Here is a 19,630-nt window from a genome sequence, read left to right on the forward strand (position 1 = left end):
CTACCGGAATGAGCCGGCTCCTGCTGCGAAACTGGCGTGTCTGGCAACGCCTCGTGGCGCTGATCCTCGTCCCCACCGCGGTCGCCGCGGCCCTGTGCGTCCAGGAGTTCCAGGACGCCGCCGCGCAGGCCCGCCAGTACCACCGTACGGAGGCCCTGGTCCGGCTGTCCGGGGCGGTGGCCGACCTCGGCTACGAGCTGGCCGCCGAACGGGGGCTGAGCAACGGGTACGCCTCGTCCGGGCGCAGGCGGGCCGATCTCCTCGAGCCCGTGAAGGCGCAGCGGGCCAAGACCGACGCCGCGGCCGCGGAGGTCCGGAGGCTGGCGGAGGGCTCGGGGGTGGACCCCGAGAGCACGTTCGGCTACCGGGTCCAGACGGTGCTGGGCCTGGTCGACACGATCGGGGTCCAGCGCGACGGGGTGACGGGCACCACGCCTCCGATGACGGTCTTCACCGGCTACACGACGCTGATCAGCGAGCTGTTGTCCTTCCTGGACGTGATCGAGCAGAGCGGCGGGGACCCCGAACTGGGCTACGGGCAGCGCCTCCTGAGGGCGCTGGCCCTGGCCGCGGAGAACGCCGGACAGCAGCGCGGCATGCTCAACGGGGTGCTGCGGCGGGGCAGCGGCATCCGCGGCGACGAGCTGACGGTCGTGCTCGTGGCCCGCCAGCAGCACCTGGACCGGGTCGCGGACTTCAAACTGTCGGCCGGCGGCGACGAGATCCGCCTGTACGACGAGACCGTCACCGGGACCGAGGTCGCCCGCGCCTACGACATCCTGCGGGAAGTGATCGAGGCGGTGCGGCAGGCCTTCTCCAGGGGGAGCGACGCCTCGCGGCTCGACCGGGTGTTCCGGGAGAACGCCGGGGACTGGTTCGCGGTGATGACCGTGCTCGTCGACCGCATCCACCAGGTGGAGGAGCGGATCATCGAGGACCTGGTCGGCTACAGCGAGCGCCGGGCCGCCGAGGCCGAGTCCTCGCGGCTGCGGCTGGGCGGGCTGCTGTCGGCGGTCATGCTGGTGGTGCTGGCGTTCACCCTCGCCGTCGCCCGGTCCCTGGTGGTCCCGCTGCGCGCCCTGCGCGGGGAAGCCCTGGACATCGCGGCCCGGCGGCTGCCCGGGACGGTGCGGCGGCTGCGGGAGGAGGGTCTGCCTCCAGGAGAGCCGCTGGAGAGCGTGGCCGCGGCCGTGGTCCCGCCGCGGGCGCACAACGACGACGAGATCGGCCAGGTGGCGCGGGCCTTCGACGAGGTGCACCGGGAGGCGGTCCGCCTCGCCGCCGAGGAGGCCCGCCTGCGCGGCGACGTCAACACCATGTTCGTGAACCTCTCCCGGCGCAGCCAGACGCTGGTCGAGCTGCAGCTGAAGCTGATCGAGCGGCTGGAGGACGACGAGCCGGACGCCGAGCGGCTCGGCCAGTTGTTCCGGCTGGACCACCTGGCCACCCGCATGCGCCGGAACGCCGAGAGCCTGTTGGTGCTCGGCGGGGTCGAGCAGGTCCGGCGGGCCCAGCGGCCGGTCGCGCTGATCGACGTGGTCAGGGCGGCGGTCTCGGAGGTCGAGCAGTACGCGCGGGTGCGCCCCCGGCTCCAGGAGGGCCTCGTCATCGCCGGGCCGGTCGTCGGAGACCTGGTCCACCTGCTGGCCGAACTGGTCGAGAACGCCCTCACGTTCTCGCCGGACACCGCGAAGGTGGAGGTGACCGGCCAGTTGATGTCCGACCGCAGCGCCGTCCTCCAGGTCATCGACCACGGTGTGGGCATGACGGGGGAGGAACTGCACGAGGCCAACCACCGGCTGTGCTTCCCGGGAGAGGCGGGGATCTCCGTGGCCCGCCGGATGGGCCTGTTCGTGGTGGGACGGCTGGCCGCCCGGCACGGCATCCGGGTCGAGTTGCGCCCGGTGGAGTTCGGAGGGGTCGGCGTGATGATCGTCCTGCCGCCCGAGGCCCTGGTGGAGAGCACGGGCCTGGAGCCCGTCGCCTCCGGGCCGGACGGTTCCGCCCCCGCGTCCGGGCCGGTCGGCCCCTCCGCCCCGCAGCCGGCTCCGTCGGCTCCGTCGGCTCCGTCGGCCGCCGAGGGTACGGGCGCGCTCCAGGTCCTCACCGTCGCGGAGCGCTCACCGATCTTCGCGGCGGTGGAGTCGGAGTGGTTCCACCGCGGCGCCGCTTCCTCCGCGGGAGGGCCTCCGGCCGATCCCGGGTGGGAGCGGGCGGCACAGGTGTCCCAGGTGCCGGCCGTCGGGGGAGTGACGGGCAAGGGACTGCCCAAACGGGTTCCGGGAGCCAACAAGGTCCACGGCGGGGCCACCCCCCCGACGCCCGCCGCCGGTCCCGTCAGATCGGCCGATGACGTCGCCTCCCGGCTCGACAGCCTGCAGCGCGGGGTGCGCAAAGGCCGCCATTCCAGCGAAACGAGGGAGCCATGACGCAGGATCTGAACTGGCTGGTCACCAACTTCGCGGCGCGGGTCCCGCCCGTCGCCCACGCGGTGGTCGTCTCCTCCGACGGGCTGCCGGTGGCGCTGTCGGACGGCTTCCCCGCCGAGCGCGCCGACCAGCTCGCCGCGATCGCCTCCGGCCTCACCCACCTCACCCAGGGCGCCGCCCGCATCTTCGACGGGGGAGGGGTCTCGCTCACCATGGTCGAGATGGAACGCGGCATCCTGCTGGTGATGGCGGTCTCCGACGGCTCGGCGCTGGCCGCGCTCACCTCCGCCGACGCCGACCTGGGGCTGGTGGGGCACGAGATGGCGCTGCTGGTCGAGCAGGTCGGCCGGGTCCTCACCCCGGCCGTGCGGACCTGGTGACCGGGATGTACGACTACGAGATGGACGGGGCCAGCTCGCTCGTCCGTCCGTACGCCGTCACCGGCGGGCGTACCCGGCCGCGCTACGAGTTGGCGCTGGAGTCCCTGGTCTTCTCGGAGCGGGGCCGTGACGGCGTCCCGCTCACCCCCGAGTGCCAGGCGATCCTCGGGCTCTGCAAAGTGTGGCGTTCGGTGGCGGAGGTCTCCGCGCTGACCCGGATGCCCCTCGGCGTGGCCCGCGTGCTGATCGCCGACCTCCTCCACGAAGGGCTGGTGCAGGTGCAGCAGCCGCAGGGCGGCCCCGACGGGCGGCCCGACCTGGCGTTGATGGAAAGGGTGCTCAGTGGTCTCCGCGGCCTTTGATCCGGCGGTCCCGTCCCGGGCCCGCCGCCCCAGCTCGGCGAAGATCGTCGTCGGCGGCGGCTTCGGGGCGGGCAAGACGACGTTCGTCGGCGCGGTCTCGGAGATCGAGCCGCTCACCACCGAGGCGGTCCTGACCGAGGCCAGCCGGAGGGTCGACGACCTGTCGCGCGTCCCCGGCAAGCGGACCACCACCGTCGCGATGGACTTCGGCCGGGTCACCCTCGAGGGGGACCTGATGCTGTACCTGTTCGGCACGCCCGGCCAGGCGCGGTTCTGGTTCATGTGGGACGACCTGGTGCGGGGGGCGGTCGGCGCGGTGGTGCTGGTCGACACCCGCAGGCTCGAGGACGCCTTCCCCGTCGTGGACTACTTCGAGGACTCGGGTGTGCCGTTCCTCGTCGCGGTGAACGGCTGGAACGGCGAGTTCCCCTACCTCCCGGAGGACATCAGGGACGCGCTGACCCTCCGGGAGGAGGTGCCGATCCTGAACGTGGACGCCCGGGACCGCGCGTCGGCCAAGGCGACGCTGATCGCCGTGGCCGAGCACGCGATCCGGCTGCGGGCCGCCGAGACGGCCCGGGGCGGTCAGCGGTAGGCGGAGGCCTGCAGGGTGTACAGCTCGGCGTAGAGGCCGCCCGAGGCCATGAGGGACTCGTGGTCGCCGTGCTCGACGACCTTGCCCTGGTCCAGGACGTAGACGCGGTCGGCGTGCCGGACGCTGGCCAGCCGGTGGGTGATGAGCAGGACGGTCCGCCCGTCGGCGTGCGCCCTGATGCGTTCGAACAGGGCGTGCTCGGCGCGGGCGTCCAGGGCGGCCGAAGGCTCGTCGCAGATGAGCAGCGGCTCGTCGCGGTAGAAGCCGCGGGCCGCGGCGAGGCGCTGCCACTGCCCGCCGGAGAGCTCGGCGCCCCCGTCGAACCGCCGGTCCAGCAGGGTGTCGTAGCCGTGGGCGAGTTCGGCGATCACCTCGTGGGCTCCGGAGGAGACGATCGCGGCGTCCACCGCCTCGGGCAGGTCGGGGCGGCCCATGATGACGTTCTGCCGAGCGGTCATCGGCCAGTGCGTGTGGTCCTGGGCGATGACGGCGATGCGCTCGCGCAGCAGCGCCGGGTCCACCCGCCACAGCGACACGTCGTCCCAGAGCACCTCTCCGGCCTCGGGGTCGTAGAGCCCGGCGAGGATCTTGGCCAGGGTGGTCTTGCCCGAGCCGTTCTCGCCGACCAGCGCGACCACCTCGCCGCGCCGCAGCTCCACGCTGACCCCGCGCAGGGAGGGGGAGTCCGCGCCGGGGTAGGTGAAGGTGACGTCCTCGGCGCGGACGACCTCGAACCTTTCGGGCGGCGCCAGCAGTTCCTCCGCCCGTTTCGGGACGCGTCCCTCCGCCTCCTCACAAAAGTGGAGGTAGTCGGCGAAGTACAGGCCGTTCTCGTAGCAGCGGTTGACGGCGTAGACGAGGTTGGCGAGCGACGTCTTGCCCGTCCGGATCGCCAGGACCGCCGCGCCCGCGACGGCCAGCGGCACCTCGCCCCGCCACAGCAGGTAGCCCAGCGCGACGTAGACGGCCACGGTGGCCAGGCCCTGCAGCGCGTCACCGGTGGCCTTGGCGATGCTCTGGCGGCGGGCGAGGGCGAGCTCGACGTCGCGCTCCCGCGAGGCGAGCTCGTCGTACTGGCGCAGCAGCAGGTCGCGGACGGTGAAGGAGCGGACCTCGGCCGCCTGCTGGCGGCTGGTCATGAGGTCCGACAGGATCCAGCGCCTGCGGCGTCCGGCCGCCAGCGAGAGCTGGGTGAGGTAGCCCATGCGCGCCGAGCGCACCGACGCCCAGCACAGCGGCACCGCGGTGAGCAGCAGCAGCGGCAGCAGCACCGGGTGCAGGACGCCCAGCACGCCCGCGGCCGCGGCGAGACCGACGAAGCCGGTGAGCACGTCGATGGTGTGGACGACCATCAGCGGGGCCGACATCATGCCGCGGCCCTCGGCGCGCTGGAGTTCGTCCAGGAAGTCGGAGTCGTCGAGCGCGGCCAGTTCGACCGCCGTGGTGAGCTCCAGCAGCCGGTTCTGCACGGTGCGTTCGATCTGCGGGTCCAGCCGGGACTGCGCCCAGCCCGCGCCGGTCTGCAACGCGCCCTGCAGGGTGTAGGCGGTCCCGACGAGGAGGAGCGAGGGCAGCGCCTCGCGTACCCGGTCGGGGGTGGGCCCCTCGGCGAAGAGGGCGTACAGGACCTCGGTGGTGGCGAGCAGGCCGAACGCGGTGAAAACGCCGGCCAGCAGGTTGAAGACGACGGCGATGAGGGTGTCGCGCGGGTTGGCCCGCCAGGCCAGCCGCAGCGACTGGGCGACGAGCGAGGGCAGCCGTCGAGCCACCGTGCTCATCTTGGTTCCGGCGAGTTCGGCCGAGTGCGCCATCCAGGGGCGGTCGGTCAGCCTGGGGAGGTTCTCCTCCGCGGCGGCCTTCCGGGCCTTGCTCGCGCGCCGGAACGGGTTCGGGATTCTCGACCATGCGATACGCGGCATAGTCCTCCTGACCTCTGATGGTGAGTCCGCTCCCGGCAGTCTCACCCCGCGGCACGACATTTTCCGTGTCCCGTCGTACGACAGAGGGTTATATGGCTGATGCGTTAGGCCGATGCGTCGGCCGTCGGTATCTCATAGTTTGTCTTCAGCTTGCCGTGCGGGCCCCGCTCTCGCCGGCCTGACCGCAGGATGGAGTCGAGATGGCGCACACGCGCACCGCGGAGTCCCCCGCGTACGACGAGGAGCCTCCGAGGCGGCGCCGTCGCCGTCCGGGCCGGGTCCTGGCGGTCGTCCTGGCCGTCCTGCTGGCGGGTTCGGTCGCCGGCTACCTCAGCCTCGACGGGCGGCTGCAGCGGGAGGGCGCGCTGGCCGACTACGAGGGCCGGGTCGAGGACACGCCCGGCACCAACTGGCTCATCGTCGGCTCCGACAGCCGCGCCGGGCTGACCAAGGACGACCGTAAGAAGCTGCGGACGGGCAGCGCTCAGGGCAAGCGCACCGACTCCATCATGCTGCTGCACTACGGCGACGGCGGCACCACGCTGCTGAGCATCCCGCGCGACTCCTACGTCGCGATCCCCGGCCACGGCAACAACAAGATCAACGCCGCCTACGCCATCGGCGGTTCGGACCTCCTGGTCCGGACGGTCGAGCAGGCGACCGGCATCCGCGTCGACCACTTCGCCGAGATCGGGTTCGGCGGCTTCGTCGGCGTGGTCGACGCGGTGGGCGGCGTGAACATCTGCGTGAAGAAGCCGCTCAAGGACCCCAAGGCCGGGCTGGATCTCAAGGCGGGCTGCCAGGACCTGAACGGCGCGCAGGCCCTGGGTTACGTCCGCACCCGCCAGTACGCCAACGGCGACCTGGAGCGGATCAAGAACCAGCGGCAGTTCTTCGCCGCGCTCATCGACAAGGCGACCTCGCCCGCGACCCTGCTCAACCCGTTCCGCGGTATCCCGCTGGCCTGGAACTCCACCGGCAACTTCACCGTGGACGAGGGCGACTCCCTGTACGACCTGGCCCGGATGATGCTGGCGATGCGCGGTCTTTCCGGCGGGGACGGAACGACGCTGAGCGTGCCTTTCGGAAGTTTCGGCTCCTCCGGCTCCATCGGCTCCTACGTGGTCTGGGACAAGGCCAAGTCCGAAAAGCTGTTTACGGCGCTCCGTAATGACGAGCCCCTGCCCGGGGACATCAAGTGACTTTCTTTTACCCTTCGAGGTCCCCCGATCGTCCGCGACCGGGGAATCACTCTCAGTAACCGAGAGTGCATCCCGAAGGTTGTGGTCAGTCATGTCCAAGAAGTGGCTTAAGTGGGGCGGTATTGCGTTCGTCGCCTGGTACATCCTGAAGCGACCAGACGGAGCCGCCAGCGTGGTCCAGGGGACGCTCAACGGACTCGGTGGCGCGGCGGACTCCCTGTCGACGTTCATGACGAGCGCCATCCCCTGAGACGGAAAGAACGTGCGAGCCCCGGTCCTTTTGGGCCCGGGGCTCTCAATGCGCGCCGTGAAGTCTTACGATGGAGCCGACCGGAGTGGCGATGAAGCCACATGAAAGTCTCTTTGCGGGCTATCAACGGTGGGCACAACTGAATCGGGTCAGTGTGTCACTGCGTACTTGATGAGGGACGGCGCCTGATGAATCAAAAGGTCCGCTACGTGGCCATCGCCTTCGTGATCTTCTATCTGATCAGCCAGCCGAGGGCCGCCGCCGACGTGGTGAACAACGCGTTCTCCGCCATCGGGGACGCGGGCAACCAGCTCGGTCTGTTCGTCAGCTCCCTGGGCAGCTGACGGCGGCTTCACGACGCTTCGGACGGGCGGCGAAGAGGCCGTCCAAAGAAGGGACTCACTAGGATCTCCGTATGTCTGTTTTCGATGTGGAGATCGAGTCCCTGCAGGGTGGACCGGCCGACCTGGCCCAGTACCAGGGCAAGGCCGTGCTCGTGGTGAACGTCGCCTCGAAGTGCGGTCTGACCCCCCAGTACACCGGGTTGGAGGAGCTGCAGAAGAAGTACGCCGAGCGCGGTTTCACCGTTCTCGGCGTTCCCTGTAACCAGTTCCTGGGTCAGGAACCCGGCACCGCCGAGGAGATCGCGCAGTTCTGCTCGACGAACTACGGCGTCACCTTCCCGCTCACCGAGAAGATCGAGGTGAACGGCCCCGACCGCCACCCCCTCTACCGGCAGCTGGTCGACGTGCCCGACGCGACCGGGCACACCGGCGACATCCGGTGGAACTTCGAGAAGTTCCTCATCGCACCCGACGGCACCGTCACGCGTTTCGACCCGCGGACCGAGCCGGACGACGAGGCGCTCGTCTCGGCCATCGAGGCCGCGCTGCCCCGGAGCTGAACCCGGGCCCTCCCGCCCTTGCCCTTCGTTGGACGACCGGTCTACATTCGCGTGCAGATCATCGACGAGGGGTGCTGACTCATGGGCTGGACCGCCGCGGACATCCCCGACCTGACCGGCAGGCGGGCCATCGTCACCGGGGCCAACAGCGGCCTCGGCCTGTACACCGCTCTGGAGCTGGCCAGGCGCGGCGCGGACGTGGTGCTCGCCTGCCGTGACGCCGAGCGCGGCAGGGAGGCGCGGGAGCAGGTCGCGGCGGTCGCGCCGGATCCGGCGTCGGTCACGCTCGCCCCGCTCGACCTGGCGGACCTGTCCTCGGTGCGCTCCTTCGCCGCCCCGCAGGCGAAGGAGCCGCTGGACCTGCTCGTGAACAACGCCGGCGTGATGGCGATCCCCAGGGCGACCACGGCCGACGGCTTCGAGACGCAGTTCGGCGTCAACCACCTGGGTCACTTCGCGCTGACGGGGCTGCTGCTGCCCGCTCTGCTGGAACGGCCGGGCGCCCGCGTCGTCACCGTGTCGAGCTTCGCCTCCTGGATGGGCCGGATCGATTTCGACGACCTCCAGTGGGAGAAGCGGTACTCCCGCTGGGGCGGTTACAGCCGTTCCAAGCTCGCCAACCTGCTGTTCGCCAAGGAACTCGACCGCAGGTACGAGGGCCTGGACAGTCTGGTCGCCCACCCGGGGTACGCGGCCACCGGCCTGATGACGTCGTCCGTCCGCCTGGGCGGCAACCCCGTCGAGGCGGCCGCCTACTGGCTCGGCAGCCGTACCGTCGCGCTGTCGAGCGAGTTCGGCGCCCTGTCCACGCTGCGCGCCGCCACCGACCCGCAAGCCCGGGGCGGCCAGGTCTACGGACCCCGCTTCGTCATGCGCGGCGCTCCCGCCGTCGGCGGCCTCAACCCGAAGGGCGACGACGTCGAACTCGCCCGCCGCCTGTGGGACGTCTCGGCCGAACTGACGGGCGTGCGCTACTAACGGGGCGCGTAGGTGAGGCAATCGACCTGGTTCTCCACGTAACCGACGTTGATGCCCTCCGCCTGGCATTCCAGGTCGCGGTTGTGGCGGCAGCCGGCCACCTTGCAGGCGCCGACGCGTCCGGTCTCGGTGGCCACGCCTCCCTTGGTCCCGGCGGAGATGAAGGTGTCGCAGTGCGGGTGCGCGGCGTCCCCCACGGTGATGGCCCCTGCGTGGCAGGTGCGGTCCCTGTTGTAGGCGCAGGCTTCCGCTTCGCAGGTGTTGATGATCGGCAGTTGCATGAGAGAACCTCCTTGTTCCTCTCTCACGCTGCCCGCGGCATCCGGGGGCAAGCCCGGCGCGTCGCAAAGGTTGGGGCTCGGGTCGTTCAGTCGTCGGCGATCCGGCGGGCGAACAGCAGCAGCGTCGCCATCGGCAGCGCCAGCAGGAGCAGCAGCGCCGACAGGGCCGCGTAGGACAGGGTCGCGACGATCAGGCCCGCGACCACGCCGGCGAGGGCGGCGCCCCCGTTCATCAGCAGGTCGGACAGGCCCTGGACGGACGGCCGCAGGTCCACCGGGACGGACTCGGTCAGCAGCGCCGACCCCGCCACGATCCCGCACGACCAGCCCAGACCGAGCAGGACCAGTCCGATAGCCGACTGCACCACCGAGTCATGGGACGCCAGGCCCGCGACGACCGCGGCCAGGGCCAGCAGCACCTGGCCGGCCAGCAGGACCGGGACGTGCCCGAACTGGTCGGCGAGCCATCCGACCAGGGGCGAGAGCGCGTACATGCCGGCGATGTGCAGGCTGATGACCACCCCGACGGTGCCGAGCCCGGCCCCGCCGTGGTCGAGGTGGACGGGGGTCATCGACATCAGCGCCACCATCGCCGCGTGGCTGACCACGATCGCCATGACCGCCACCCGGGCGCTGGGGGAGCGGCCCAGCACCCGCACCCCGGTCCGCAGGGAGCGGTCCGGCGGGATCTCACCCCGGGTGCTGCCCAGATGCGCCACCTGCAGCGGGTCCGGGCGCAGCCCGACGAAGATCCCCAGCGTGGCGAGGACGAAGACCGCGGCGGCCAGGGCGTAGATGCCGGTGTGGCCGCCGATCGCGTCGGTCTTCCCGGCCAGCAGCGGGCCCAGGACCGAGCCGCCGGTGGACGCCCACACGATGATGCTCAGGTCCCGTGCCGCGTGGCCGGGGCGGGAGAGGTCCGTGGCGGTGTAGCGGGCGGCGTACCCGGCGGCGGAGGCCCCGCCGAAGAGCAGCAGGCCCGCCAGGAACAGCGGCCAGGAGCCGAGGGCCACCGCGAGGACGGTCATGAGCGCGCCCGCCGCCCCCGAGCCGTAGCCGAAGGTGAGAGCCGCGCGGCGTCCCCGTCCCGCGGCCAGGCGCGCGGCGGGGACGGCGATCAGCGCGGCGCCGAGCACCGCGCTGGTCTGGGCCAGCCCGCCGATGGCGTCGCTGCCGGAGAGGTCCCGGGCGACCAGCGTGCTGGCCGCCACTCCCAGCCCGACCCCGATGCCGCCCAGCACCTGGCTCGTGGTGAGGACGGACAGGACCCGGCGCTGTACAGCCGCCCGGTAGGCGCTCTGCTGGGCCGTCCAGGCCTGCCCCGAACTGACGGTCGTCATGTGCAGCCTCTGGATGTACAGAAATGCCGGTTAAGTGCACGTCAGCATAGTCAGGCGGCTCTCCGCGGCGCGAGTGTTCGTTTCCTGTTTTCCACGATGGTTCCGCCCGGCGGTTTCGTGGTCGTTCCGGATTGTCAGCCTCACGCCCGTGAAGGTCGCAATCGTGGCGGAATCGTTTCTGCCCCGCGTGAACGGCGTGACCAACTCGGTCTGCCGGATCCTCGATCACCTCGCCGCCAGGGGGCACGAGGCCGTCGTCATCGCGCCCCGTCCCGGCCCCTCCGGCTACGCCGGCGCCCCCGTGACGCTGGTGCCCGGGATCTCCCTGCCCGTCTACAGGTCCTTCGTCGTCGGGGTCCCCGGCCGCCGGGTCGAGCACGTCCTGCGGGACTTCCGGCCCGACCTCGTCCATCTCGCCTCACCCGTCGTGCTGGGCGCGGCCGGGGCCTCCGCGGCCCGGCGCCTGGACATCCCCTCGGTCGCGGTGTTCCAGACCGACGTGGCCGGATTCTTCCGCCGGTACGGCTTCCGGGGCACCGACGGCCCGCTCTGGTCGTGGCTCCGGCACGTCCACGCCAAGGCCGACCGCACCCTGGCCCCCTCGCGGCCCACCCTGCGGGAACTGGAGGAACGGGGCTTCCCCCGCCTGGCCCTGTGGGGAAGGGGAGTCGACCAGGAGGCCTTCCACCCCCGGCACCGCTCCGCCCCCCTGCGCGCCCGCCTCGCCCCCGGAGGGGAACTCCTGATCGGATACATGGGACGCCTGGCCGCCGAGAAACAGGTGGAACTGCTGGCCGAGGCCGCCGGCATCCCCGGCACCCGCCTGGTCGTCATCGGGGACGGGCCCGCCGCGCCGCGGCTGCGCTCCCTCCTGCCCGACGCCGTCTTCACCGGGTTCCAGACGGGCCGGGCCCTGTCCGAACTGCTCGCCTCCCTCGACGTCTTCGTGCACACCGGCGCCAACGAAACCTTCTGCCAGGCGCTCCAGGAGGCCCAGGCGTCCGGGCTCCCCGTCGTCGCGCCCGCCGCCGGAGGGCCCCTGGACCTCGTCAGGCCCGGCGTGAACGGCCTGCTGTTCCCGCCCTCGGACGGAGCCTCGCTGCGGGCCGCCGTCACGGCCATAGTGACGGACGGCCCGATGCGCTCCCGGATGGGGGAGTCCGCCCTGAGCTCGGTCCGCTCCCGCACCTGGGAGGCCGTCTGCGACCGGCTCCTCGCCCACTACTCAGAGGTCGTCCATGGTTCCCCGCTACACCGCGCGGCATGAGGCGGACTTCCGCCTGGTGGTCTCCGTGCACGACGTGGCGCCCGCCACCGCCGAGGAGACGGCCGCCTGGCTGTCCGACCTCGACGCGCTGGCCGTCCCCGCCTCGCTCCTGGTGATCCCGGGAGCGTTCGGGGGCGGCCCCTCCCTGGCGGACGACCCCGGTTTCGCCTCCTGGCTGCGCTCGCTGTCCGGGCACGAACTCTCCCTGCACGGCCTGCACCACGAGGCCGTCCCCGGAGGCCCTCCCTGGCGGAAGGCGGTCGACCACGTCATGGCCAGGGGAGCCGGCGAGTTCTGCGCCCTCACCGAGGACCAGGCGCTGGAACGCCTGACCGCGGGCCTGCGGGTCATGCGGGACGCCCGGCTGCCCGTCACCGGCTTCACCCCGCCGGGCTGGCTGGCCTCCCCGGGGTCCCGGACGGCGCTGCGCTCCCTCGGGTTCACCTACTGGACCAGCCAGCTCGCCGTCCACGACCTCGTGGGCGGCCGCGCCCACCGCATGCCCGCGCTCTCCCACCGCCCCGGCGGCCGGGGCGAACGCACCGGAGCCCGCCTCATGACCAGCGCGGCAAGGGCCTTCGCCCGCACCCGCACGTCCTTTCGCATCGCCCTCCACCCGGCCGACCTCTCCCGCCCGGGGCTGCGCGAGGCGGCCCTCTCCGCCCTGCGGACCGCGCTCGGCGCCGGGGCCAGGCCCCTCACCTATGAGGCGTTGGTGGGCGAGGCATGAGGATCGTCCAGCTGGCGAACCTCTACAGCCCGGTCTCGGGCGGACTGCGGACCGCCGTGGACGCGCTCGGACGGGGATACGTGCGGGCGGGGCACGAGAGGGCGCTGGTGTTCCCCGGGCCGCGCTTCACCCGGAGGGAGACGGAGAACGGCACCGTGATCACGGTGCCGGGCCCCTCGATGGCCCCCGGGTACCGGTTCGTGCTCGATCCCCGTCCCGTCCTGAGGGTCCTGGAACAGCTCGAACCGGAGGTGGTGGAGGTCTCCGACAAGGCGACTCTGACCGTCGCGGCGCGGTGGGGACGGCGGAACGGGGTGAGATCGGTGCTCTTCTCCCATGAGCGGCTGGACGCGATCCTCTCGACGCGGGTGCCCTTCCGGAGGGCGCTGGAACGGGGGAGCGACCGGTGGAACCGGCGGCTCGCGGACTCCTTCGACGCCGTCGTGGCCACCTCGGAGTTCTCGGCCGCGGAGTTCCTGCGGACGGGGGCGGAGAACGTGCACCTCATCCCGCTGGGGGTCGACCTACGGGTGTTCCGGCCCTGCTTCTCCCGGCCGGGGCGACCGGTGCGGCTGGTGTACCTGTCCCGGCTGTCCCGGGAGAAGCGGCCCGACCTGGCCCTGGCGGCGGTGCGGGAACTGCTGCGGCGCGGTCTGGACGTGCGGCTCGACGTGATCGGGGAGGGCGGTCTGCGCCGGTCGCTGGGGCGGGCCGCGTCCGGGCTGCCGGTGACCTTCCACGGACACCTGGGCTCCCGGGACGAACTGGCCCGGCTGCTGGGAACCGCCGACGTGGCCCTGGCCACCTGCCCCGTCGAGTCGTTCGGGCTCGCCGTCCTGGAGGCCCTGGCCTGCGGGACCCCCGTCGTCACCGCCGACCGGGGAGCGGCACGGGAGCTGCTCGCCCCCGGCGCCGGAGTGGCGGTCCCCGCCTCCGGAACCGGCTTCGCCGACGGCGTCGAGGAGGTGCTCTCCCTGCCCGTCGCCGACCGGAGGGCCGCCGCCCGCCGCCGCGCGGAGGCCTACCCGTGGAAGGCGACGCTCGAAGGGATGATCCACGTGCTTTCCGGGGGCGGGTACGGACCCTCCGCGAGCGGCGGTACCTTTGAGCCGTGAGACGGTTCTTCACTCCCGGCTGGCTGGGCCTTCACCTGCTCGCCCTCGTCCTGTTCTGCGCCTTCCTGTGGTTCGGCTGGTGGCAGTTCGAGCGCGCCTCGAGCGGCAACGCCCGGAGCTGGGGCTACACCTTCGAATGGCCGTTGTTCGCGATCTTCGTGGTCGTGATGTGGATCAAGATGATCCGCGACGAGCTGAAGGGCACCGGCAAGGACCAGGACGAGCCCGCCGAACCCGTCGTCCCCAAGACCGAAGCAGAACTGATCAAGGAAGCCGAGAAGGAGGACCCGAGCCTGGCCGCCTACAACCGCTACCTGGCCCGGCTCAACTCCCCGCGGCGCTAGAAGGCGAGAGACTCACGTGGAAGCGGCCATCAACCGGTACCGCATCTTTGCCACCATCGTCGGCGTCATGCTGATCCTGGTGTGCTTCGTCGGCCTGCCCATCCGTCTCATCACGGGCAACGAGACCCCCTCCGCGATCATCTCGCCCGTCCACGGCCTCCTGTACATGGTCTACCTGGTCATCTCCTTCGACCTGTACACCAAGGCCCAGTGGCCCCTGAAGAAGATGGCGATCATGGTCTCCGCCGGCCTGATCCCCTTCCTCGCCTTCTTCGTCGAACGCAAGATCGTCTCCGAGGCCAGGGAAGTGGCCGCCTTCCAGCAGGCCAGGGCCTGATCCCGGCCGGTTCCGCAGCCTCCGACCCGCGCCGACGGGAGCCCGTCGGCGTTCCCGACCTTCGTCCCTGGCGCATGCGCGAAGAGAAGGTTTTACTCTTCGTCGGGAATTGCCGCATAGCGCTGAACAGGACGTGGAATGAGCCAGGTGGCGGAAACGGCGACCGGAGGTACGCGGGTGGCGGGGAGCACGGCTCGGCTGGCGACGACCCGGGTGCCGGTCGCGGCCCCCGGCGAATCCGCCGGGCGGCTGCTGGAGGACCTGCGCGGGAGGGACTACGACAGCGTCGCCGTCACCGCCGTGTGCGAAGGGGAGCGCCTCGTCGGCCTGGTGACGATGGAAAGGCTGCTGAAGGCCTCGCCTGACGCCGCGGTGTCCGAGGTGATGGACACCGACCCGCCCACCGTGCACCCGGCCACCAGCCAGGAGCGCGCCGCGTGGAAAGCCGTCCACCAGGGCGCCGTCCTGGCCGTCGTCGACGAGGGAGGCCGTTTCCTCGGCCTGCTCCAGCCCCAGCGGCTGCTGGGGGTGCTGCTGGAAGAGCACACCGAGGACATGGCGCGGCTCGGCGGCTTCATGGCCACGGCGAACTCCGCGCGCACCGCCTCCACCGAGAGCGTGTCCCGGCGGCTGTGGCACCGGCTGCCCTGGCTGCTGGTCGGCCTGGTCGGGGCGCTGGGCTCGGCCCTGATCGTCGGCTCCTTCGAGAGCCAGCTGGAGCAGACCGTCCTCATCGCCTTCTTCATCCCCGGCGTGGTCTACATCGCCGACGCGGTCGGCACCCAGACCGAGACGCTGGTCATCCGCGGCCTGTCGGTCGGCGTCCCCGTCGCCCGCATGGTGGTACGCGAGATGATCACCGGGGTGCTGCTGGGCGGGCTGCTGTCCGTCCTGGCCTGGCCGCTCATCATGCTCGTCTGGCACGACGCGGCCGTGGCGCTGGCCGTCTCGGTGGCACTTCTCGCGGCGTCCTCCATCGCCACCCTCGTCGCCATGCTCCTGCCCTGGGCCATCACCCGCCTGGGCCGCGACCCCGCCTTCGGATCCGGCCCCCTGGCGACCGTGGTCCAGGACCTCCTGTCCGTGGTCATCTACTTCGCGACGGCGACCGTCATCGTCACCTGACCGGCCTGCGGCCCCGCCACCCGGACGGACGGCGACGGTCAGGGCGATTCGGGCGGGGGAGGGCCGTCGAGGAGGGCGGAGAGGCGCCTGGGCGCGATGAGGCGGTAGCTGTCCTCGAGGAGCTCGGCGAGTTCGTCCCAGTCCTGGGAGGCGTCGAGACGGACGCCGACCCAGCCTTTGGAGCCCACGTAGGGCGGGACGAAGAAGCGGTCGGAGTCCGAGGACACCAGGGCCTGCTGGACGCCGGGGGCGGCCTTGAAGGTGAGGGCCGTGCCGTCCTCTCTGGTGATGGCGAAGAGCTTGTCCCGGACCCTGAAGGACGGGGCGGTGTGGCCGCCGAAGGGCTTCTCCGTCGCCTCGGGGAAGGACAGGCAGATCTCTCTCAGGCGGGCGGCCTCGGCTTCACCGATCAAGGGGTGGTCCTTCCGTGTCCGGCGGGTGGTCGCTGCGGACAGCTTAAAGAGGAGGAAGGACAGAAGACATGATGCCGGCCCGGCGGGTGCGCGTGGCACGGGCCGGGCCGGCGGTGGGCTCGGCGTCTCGGGGGATACGGGCACGCCGCGCCCGGCTTGTGGGGTGCCCGCCCTCGGCGGTCCGAGAGCCCGAGGTGTGTTCCCGTGTTCTGTACCGGTCGTCGGGGACGCGACCGGTACAGGTGCGGGAGGGAACGCTCTCGGGCCGCCGAGGGCGGGCTGCGCAGGATTTCTGGGTTCTCTAGACCGGCCCCTTTCTTCACTAACTCCGTGTCATCGCCACGTGACTTTAAGTACCCAGGGTCAAGCCGAGGGTAAACGTGGATCACCGAACTTTCCCGTGCAGGTCATCGGCGAGGAGGGGATGTCTGCGGACGAGTTTGCGCCGGCGGCGGTGGCGGTGACGGCAGAAGAGCCCGGCGACCCGAGCCGCCTCGAAGACGAACTGACCGCCATGCTCATGCGTTACCTGACGGGCCTCACCAGCGCCAGACCAGGTCGCCCCCCTCGGGGATGCCGGCCCACAGTTCGGCCGCCTCGCCGATGGCCTCGCGCGCCCGGGCCCGTTCGTCCTCGTCGAGCGGGCCCGGACCGGGGCTGGGCTGGGGGAGGCCGCGCCAGTCCCGGTAGGCCCAGTTGACCTTGATCTCGGCGTCCATCACCCCGTTGCCGCCCCGGCGCAGGAGGGCCTCCCGCGCCGCCGCTCGGCGCTTCTGCTCCGTCGCGGCGCGGTCGTCCAGCCCTTCCTGTGGAAGATCTTCCGGCGGAGGCTCTTCCTGCGGAGGCTCAACCGGTTCGGCCGCTTCGAGCTTCGCGCCCCGGGCGATCGAGCCCCAGAACCCGTCCTCCAGGCCGAGGCTCCGTTCGACGGCGGCGTGCACGAGGTCGTGCGGCAGCAGGTGTCCCACACGCACGGCGGGCAGCCGGAAGTCCGGGCCCTTCCGGCCGGTGACGCTGATCTCGCACCTGTCCTCGGGCAGCCGGGTGAACCTGATCTCCATGCCTTCCACGATAGGAAACCCGGATCCAGCCAGGTGGACCCGGCCGAGGGCCGGATTCGGTTCGGGTGCCCGGCTCCCATGCCGCCGGGAGCGAGAGGTCCGCTTCGGGATGATCGCTGTGGGCGAACACGGGAGAGGAATGAAACCCCGCTCCGTTTTCTTGAGTGCTATTGACTCAGGAACTATGACTGGGGAGTGGAATGAGCGAGAAGCTGACGGTGCCCGTGCTGCCGCTGGACGACGCGGTCGTGCTGCCCGGCATGGTCGTCCCGTTGGAACTCGGCGAGGGTGAGGTCCGTGCGGCGATCGAGGCCGCGAGGGCCGGGGGCCGGGAGAAGAAGCCCCGGGTGCTGCTGGTGCCGCGGATCGACGGGAAGTACGCGGCGGTCGGGGTCCTGGGGGTCGTGGAGCAGGAGGGAAGGCTGCCCGGCGGGGAGCCGGGAGCCGTCGTGCGGGCGGTGTCCCGGGTGCGGATCGGCACCGGGACGACAGGGCCAGGCGCGGCGCTGTGGGTCGAGGGGACGGTCGTGGAGATCCCCGACGCGACCGGCGCGGAACCGCTGGCCAAAGAGTACAAGGGGATCGTCCAGGCGATCCTGCAGCACCGGGGGGCCTGGCAGCTGGTCGACATCATCCAGCAGATCGAGGACCCGTCGATCCTGGCCGACCAGGCCGGCTACGCGCCGTACCTGAGCGTCGCGCAGAAGGTCCAGCTGCTGGAGACCCCCGACGTGCTGGACCGGCTCAACCTGGTGATCGTGTGGACCCGCGACCACCTGGCCGAACTGGACGTCGCCGAGACCATCCGCAAGGACGTCCAAGAGGGCATCGACAAGCAGCAGCGCGAGTTCCTGCTCAAGCAGCAGCTCCGCGCCGTCCAGAAGGAGCTGTCTGAGCTCAACGGCGACACCGAGGGCGAGGAGAAGGACTACCGCGCCCGCATCGAGGCGGCGGACCTGCCGGAGAAGGTGGAGAAGGCCGCGCTCAAGGAGGTCGACAAGCTCGAACGCGCCAGCGAGGCCTCACCCGAGGGCGGCTGGATCCGCACATGGCTCGACACCGTCCTGGAGATGCCGTGGAACGAGCGCACCGAGGACTCCTACGACATCGCGGGCGCGCGTGAGGTCCTGGACGCCGACCACGCGGGCCTGGACGATGTGAAGGAGCGCATCATCGAGTACCTGGCCGTGCGCAAGCGGCGTGCCGAGCGCGGCCTGGGCGCCGTCGGCGGACGCCGTTCCGGCGCGGTCCTGGCCCTGGCCGGCCCTCCCGGAGTCGGCAAGACGTCGCTGGGCGAGTCCGTCGCCCGCGCGATGGGCCGCTCGTTCGTGCGGGTCGCGCTCGGCGGCGTGCGCGATGAGGCCGAGATCCGCGGCCACCGGCGCACGTACGTCGGCGCGCTGCCCGGCCGGATCGTCCGCGCCGTCAAGGAGGCCGGCTCGATGAACCCGGTCGTCCTGCTCGACGAGATCGACAAGGTCGGCGCCGACTACCGGGGCGACCCGACGGCCGCGCTGCTGGAGGTGCTCGACCCGGCGCAGAACCACACCTTCCGCGACCACTACCTCGAAGTCGAGCTCGACCTGTCGGACGTGCTGTTCCTGGCGACGGCCAACTCCCTGGAGACCATCCCGGGCCCGCTGCTGGACCGGATGGAGCTGGTGACCCTCGACGGCTACACCGAGGACGAGAAGGTCACCATCGCCCGCGACCACCTGCTGCCCCGGCAGCTGGAGAAGGCGGGCCTGGAGGAGGGCGACGTCGTCCTGCCCGAGGAGTCGCTGCGACTCATCGCCGCCGAGTACACCCGCGAGGCGGGCGTGCGCTCGCTGGAGAGGGCGATCGCCCGGGTGTTGCGGAAGGTCACCGCGAAGGTCGCGCTCGACGAGGTGGAACTGCCCGTCACCGTCGACGACCTGGTGCCCTACCTGGGCCGTCCCCGGTTCACCCCGGAGGTCTCCCTCTCGGAGTCCGAGCGGCGCACCGCCGTCCCCGGTGTGGCCACCGGCCTGGCCGTGACGGGAACGGGCGGCGACGTCCTGTACGTCGAGGCGTCCCTGGCCGACGCGGAGACGGGCGACACCGGCGTGACGCTCACCGGACAGCTCGGCGACGTCATGAAGGAGTCGGCCCGGATCGCGCTGTCCTACCTGCGCTCGCACGGCGGGGACCTGGAGCTGCCGGTCGGAGACCTGAAGGACCGCGGCGTGCACGTCCACGTCCCCGCGGGCGCGGTCCCCAAGGACGGCCCGTCGGCGGGCATCACGATGACGACGGCCCTGGCGTCCCTGCTGTCGGGCCGGCCCGTCCGGGCGGACGTCGCCATGACCGGCGAGGTCTCCCTCACGGGCCGCGTCCTGCCCATCGGGGGCGTCAAGCAGAAGCTGCTCGCCGCCCACCGCGCCGGCGTCACCACCGTGGTGATCCCCAAGCGCAACGAACCCGACCTGGACGACGTCCCGGCCGAGGTCCTGTCCGAACTGACCGTCCACACCGTCTCCGACGTCCGCGAGGTCCTCGAGATCGCCTTGGAGGGCTCCGCGGCCCGGGCCGAGGCCGCCTGACCCGCACCGCGCCGTCTCCCCGGGAAGCCCCGCC

21 protein-coding genes are annotated in these 19,630 nt (G+C 71.7%); 16 read left to right on the top strand and 5 right to left on the bottom strand.

The genetic code is table 11. The features are described 5' to 3' along the window. Window positions 1–8 precede the first annotated feature (8 nt). From ABGB12_RS15880 to ABGB12_RS15895, 4 genes are read left to right on the top strand one after another with little or no spacing between them, the layout of a single operon-like run. Window positions 9–2,429, top strand: coding sequence for a nitrate- and nitrite sensing domain-containing protein (locus tag ABGB12_RS15880; protein ID WP_347678498.1), 2,421 nt, complete (start codon window positions 9–11; stop codon window positions 2,427–2,429). Beyond that, window positions 2,426–2,809: a roadblock/LC7 domain-containing protein gene (locus ABGB12_RS15885; RefSeq protein ID WP_347678500.1), complete on the top strand. Its 384-nt coding sequence runs from the start codon at window positions 2,426–2,428 to the stop codon at window positions 2,807–2,809. The genes ABGB12_RS15880 and ABGB12_RS15885 overlap by 4 nt, the downstream gene beginning before the upstream one ends. 5 nt (window positions 2,810–2,814) lie before the next feature. Then, window positions 2,815–3,171, top strand: a complete 357-nt coding sequence (locus tag ABGB12_RS15890; protein ID WP_347678502.1) for a DUF742 domain-containing protein — start codon at window positions 2,815–2,817, stop codon at window positions 3,169–3,171. Next, window positions 3,152–3,766, top strand: a complete 615-nt coding sequence (locus ABGB12_RS15895) for an ATP/GTP-binding protein (RefSeq protein WP_347678504.1) — start codon at window positions 3,152–3,154, stop codon at window positions 3,764–3,766. Before ABGB12_RS15890 ends, ABGB12_RS15895 begins: the two co-directional genes overlap by 20 nt. On the opposite strand, the gene ABGB12_RS15900 is transcribed toward ABGB12_RS15895, so the two are convergent. Beyond that, a complete protein-coding gene (locus tag ABGB12_RS15900; RefSeq protein WP_347678506.1) occupies window positions 3,757–5,685 on the bottom strand; it encodes an ABC transporter ATP-binding protein in 1,929 nt (642 codons plus the stop codon). The genes ABGB12_RS15895 and ABGB12_RS15900 overlap by 10 nt on opposite strands. 200 nt (window positions 5,686–5,885) lie before the next feature. Between ABGB12_RS15900 and ABGB12_RS15905 the strand changes: the two genes are divergently transcribed. The 5 genes from ABGB12_RS15905 (at window position 5,886) to ABGB12_RS15925 (ending at window position 9,019) form a co-directional block, all read left to right on the top strand. Further along, on the top strand, window positions 5,886–6,887 hold the full coding sequence (locus ABGB12_RS15905; RefSeq protein WP_347678508.1) for an LCP family protein: 1,002 nt from the start codon (window positions 5,886–5,888) through the stop codon (window positions 6,885–6,887). A 91-nt stretch (window positions 6,888–6,978) separates the two neighbouring features. Further along, window positions 6,979–7,137, top strand: a complete 159-nt coding sequence (locus tag ABGB12_RS15910; RefSeq protein WP_347678510.1) for a hypothetical protein — start codon at window positions 6,979–6,981, stop codon at window positions 7,135–7,137. Between the two features lie 188 nt (window positions 7,138–7,325). Continuing rightward, window positions 7,326–7,481 (top strand): hypothetical protein, encoded by a 156-nt coding sequence (locus tag ABGB12_RS15915; protein WP_344451242.1) that lies wholly within the window; start codon window positions 7,326–7,328, stop codon window positions 7,479–7,481. 71 nt (window positions 7,482–7,552) lie between these two features. Next, window positions 7,553–8,041: a glutathione peroxidase gene (locus ABGB12_RS15920; RefSeq protein WP_347678512.1), complete on the top strand. Its 489-nt coding sequence runs from the start codon at window positions 7,553–7,555 to the stop codon at window positions 8,039–8,041. Between the two features lie 81 nt (window positions 8,042–8,122). Next, a complete protein-coding gene (locus ABGB12_RS15925) occupies window positions 8,123–9,019 on the top strand; it encodes an oxidoreductase (RefSeq protein ID WP_347678514.1) in 897 nt (298 codons plus the stop codon). On the opposite strand, the gene ABGB12_RS15930 is transcribed toward ABGB12_RS15925, so the two are convergent. Together ABGB12_RS15930 and ABGB12_RS15935 are read right to left on the bottom strand one after the other, a co-directional pair. After that, complete coding sequence (locus tag ABGB12_RS15930; RefSeq protein WP_347678516.1) at window positions 9,016–9,300, bottom strand: DUF1540 domain-containing protein; 285 nt, start codon at window positions 9,298–9,300, stop codon at window positions 9,016–9,018. The two genes, ABGB12_RS15925 and ABGB12_RS15930, sit on opposite strands and share 4 nt — an antisense overlap. 86 nt (window positions 9,301–9,386) lie before the next feature. Further along, entirely contained in the window at window positions 9,387–10,640 is a 1,254-nt protein-coding gene (locus ABGB12_RS15935) for an MFS transporter (RefSeq protein WP_347678518.1), read from the bottom strand. Window positions 10,641–10,803: 163 nt separating this feature from the next. Between ABGB12_RS15935 and ABGB12_RS15940 the strand changes: the two genes are divergently transcribed. From ABGB12_RS15940 to ABGB12_RS15965, 6 genes are all read left to right on the top strand, one after another. Further along, window positions 10,804–11,907, top strand: a complete 1,104-nt coding sequence (locus ABGB12_RS15940) for a glycosyltransferase family 1 protein (protein WP_347678520.1) — start codon at window positions 10,804–10,806, stop codon at window positions 11,905–11,907. Further along, on the top strand, window positions 11,879–12,637 hold the full coding sequence (locus ABGB12_RS15945; RefSeq protein WP_347678522.1) for a DUF2334 domain-containing protein: 759 nt from the start codon (window positions 11,879–11,881) through the stop codon (window positions 12,635–12,637). Before ABGB12_RS15940 ends, ABGB12_RS15945 begins: the two co-directional genes overlap by 29 nt. Further along, a complete protein-coding gene (locus tag ABGB12_RS15950) occupies window positions 12,634–13,752 on the top strand; it encodes a glycosyltransferase (protein WP_347678524.1) in 1,119 nt (372 codons plus the stop codon). The genes ABGB12_RS15945 and ABGB12_RS15950 overlap by 4 nt, the downstream gene beginning before the upstream one ends. Then, window positions 13,749–14,096, top strand: coding sequence for a hypothetical protein (locus ABGB12_RS15955; protein WP_347678525.1), 348 nt, complete (start codon window positions 13,749–13,751; stop codon window positions 14,094–14,096). The genes ABGB12_RS15950 and ABGB12_RS15955 overlap by 4 nt, the downstream gene beginning before the upstream one ends. Before the next feature lie 16 nt (window positions 14,097–14,112). Next, complete coding sequence (locus tag ABGB12_RS15960; RefSeq protein ID WP_347678527.1) at window positions 14,113–14,433, top strand: DUF3817 domain-containing protein; 321 nt, start codon at window positions 14,113–14,115, stop codon at window positions 14,431–14,433. A gap of 138 nt (window positions 14,434–14,571) precedes the next feature. Next, complete coding sequence (locus ABGB12_RS15965; protein ID WP_347678529.1) at window positions 14,572–15,558, top strand: magnesium transporter; 987 nt, start codon at window positions 14,572–14,574, stop codon at window positions 15,556–15,558. 38 nt (window positions 15,559–15,596) lie between these two features. Here the strand turns inward: ABGB12_RS15965 and ABGB12_RS15970 are convergent, their stop codons facing one another. Further along, a complete protein-coding gene (locus tag ABGB12_RS15970; RefSeq protein ID WP_347678531.1) occupies window positions 15,597–15,971 on the bottom strand; it encodes an MmcQ/YjbR family DNA-binding protein in 375 nt (124 codons plus the stop codon). A gap of 539 nt (window positions 15,972–16,510) precedes the next feature. Further along, a complete protein-coding gene (locus ABGB12_RS15975) occupies window positions 16,511–17,032 on the bottom strand; it encodes a hypothetical protein (RefSeq protein ID WP_347678533.1) in 522 nt (173 codons plus the stop codon). 200 nt (window positions 17,033–17,232) lie between these two features. Between ABGB12_RS15975 and lon the strand changes: the two genes are divergently transcribed. After that, window positions 17,233–19,596, top strand: coding sequence for an endopeptidase La (gene lon, locus ABGB12_RS15980; protein WP_347678535.1), 2,364 nt, complete (start codon window positions 17,233–17,235; stop codon window positions 19,594–19,596). Window positions 19,597–19,630: the final 34 nt, after the last annotated feature.

Origin of the sequence: Actinocorallia sp. B10E7 (assembly GCF_039871655.1) — a bacterium.
Classification (GTDB): Bacteria; Actinomycetota; Actinomycetes; order Streptosporangiales; family Streptosporangiaceae; genus Actinocorallia.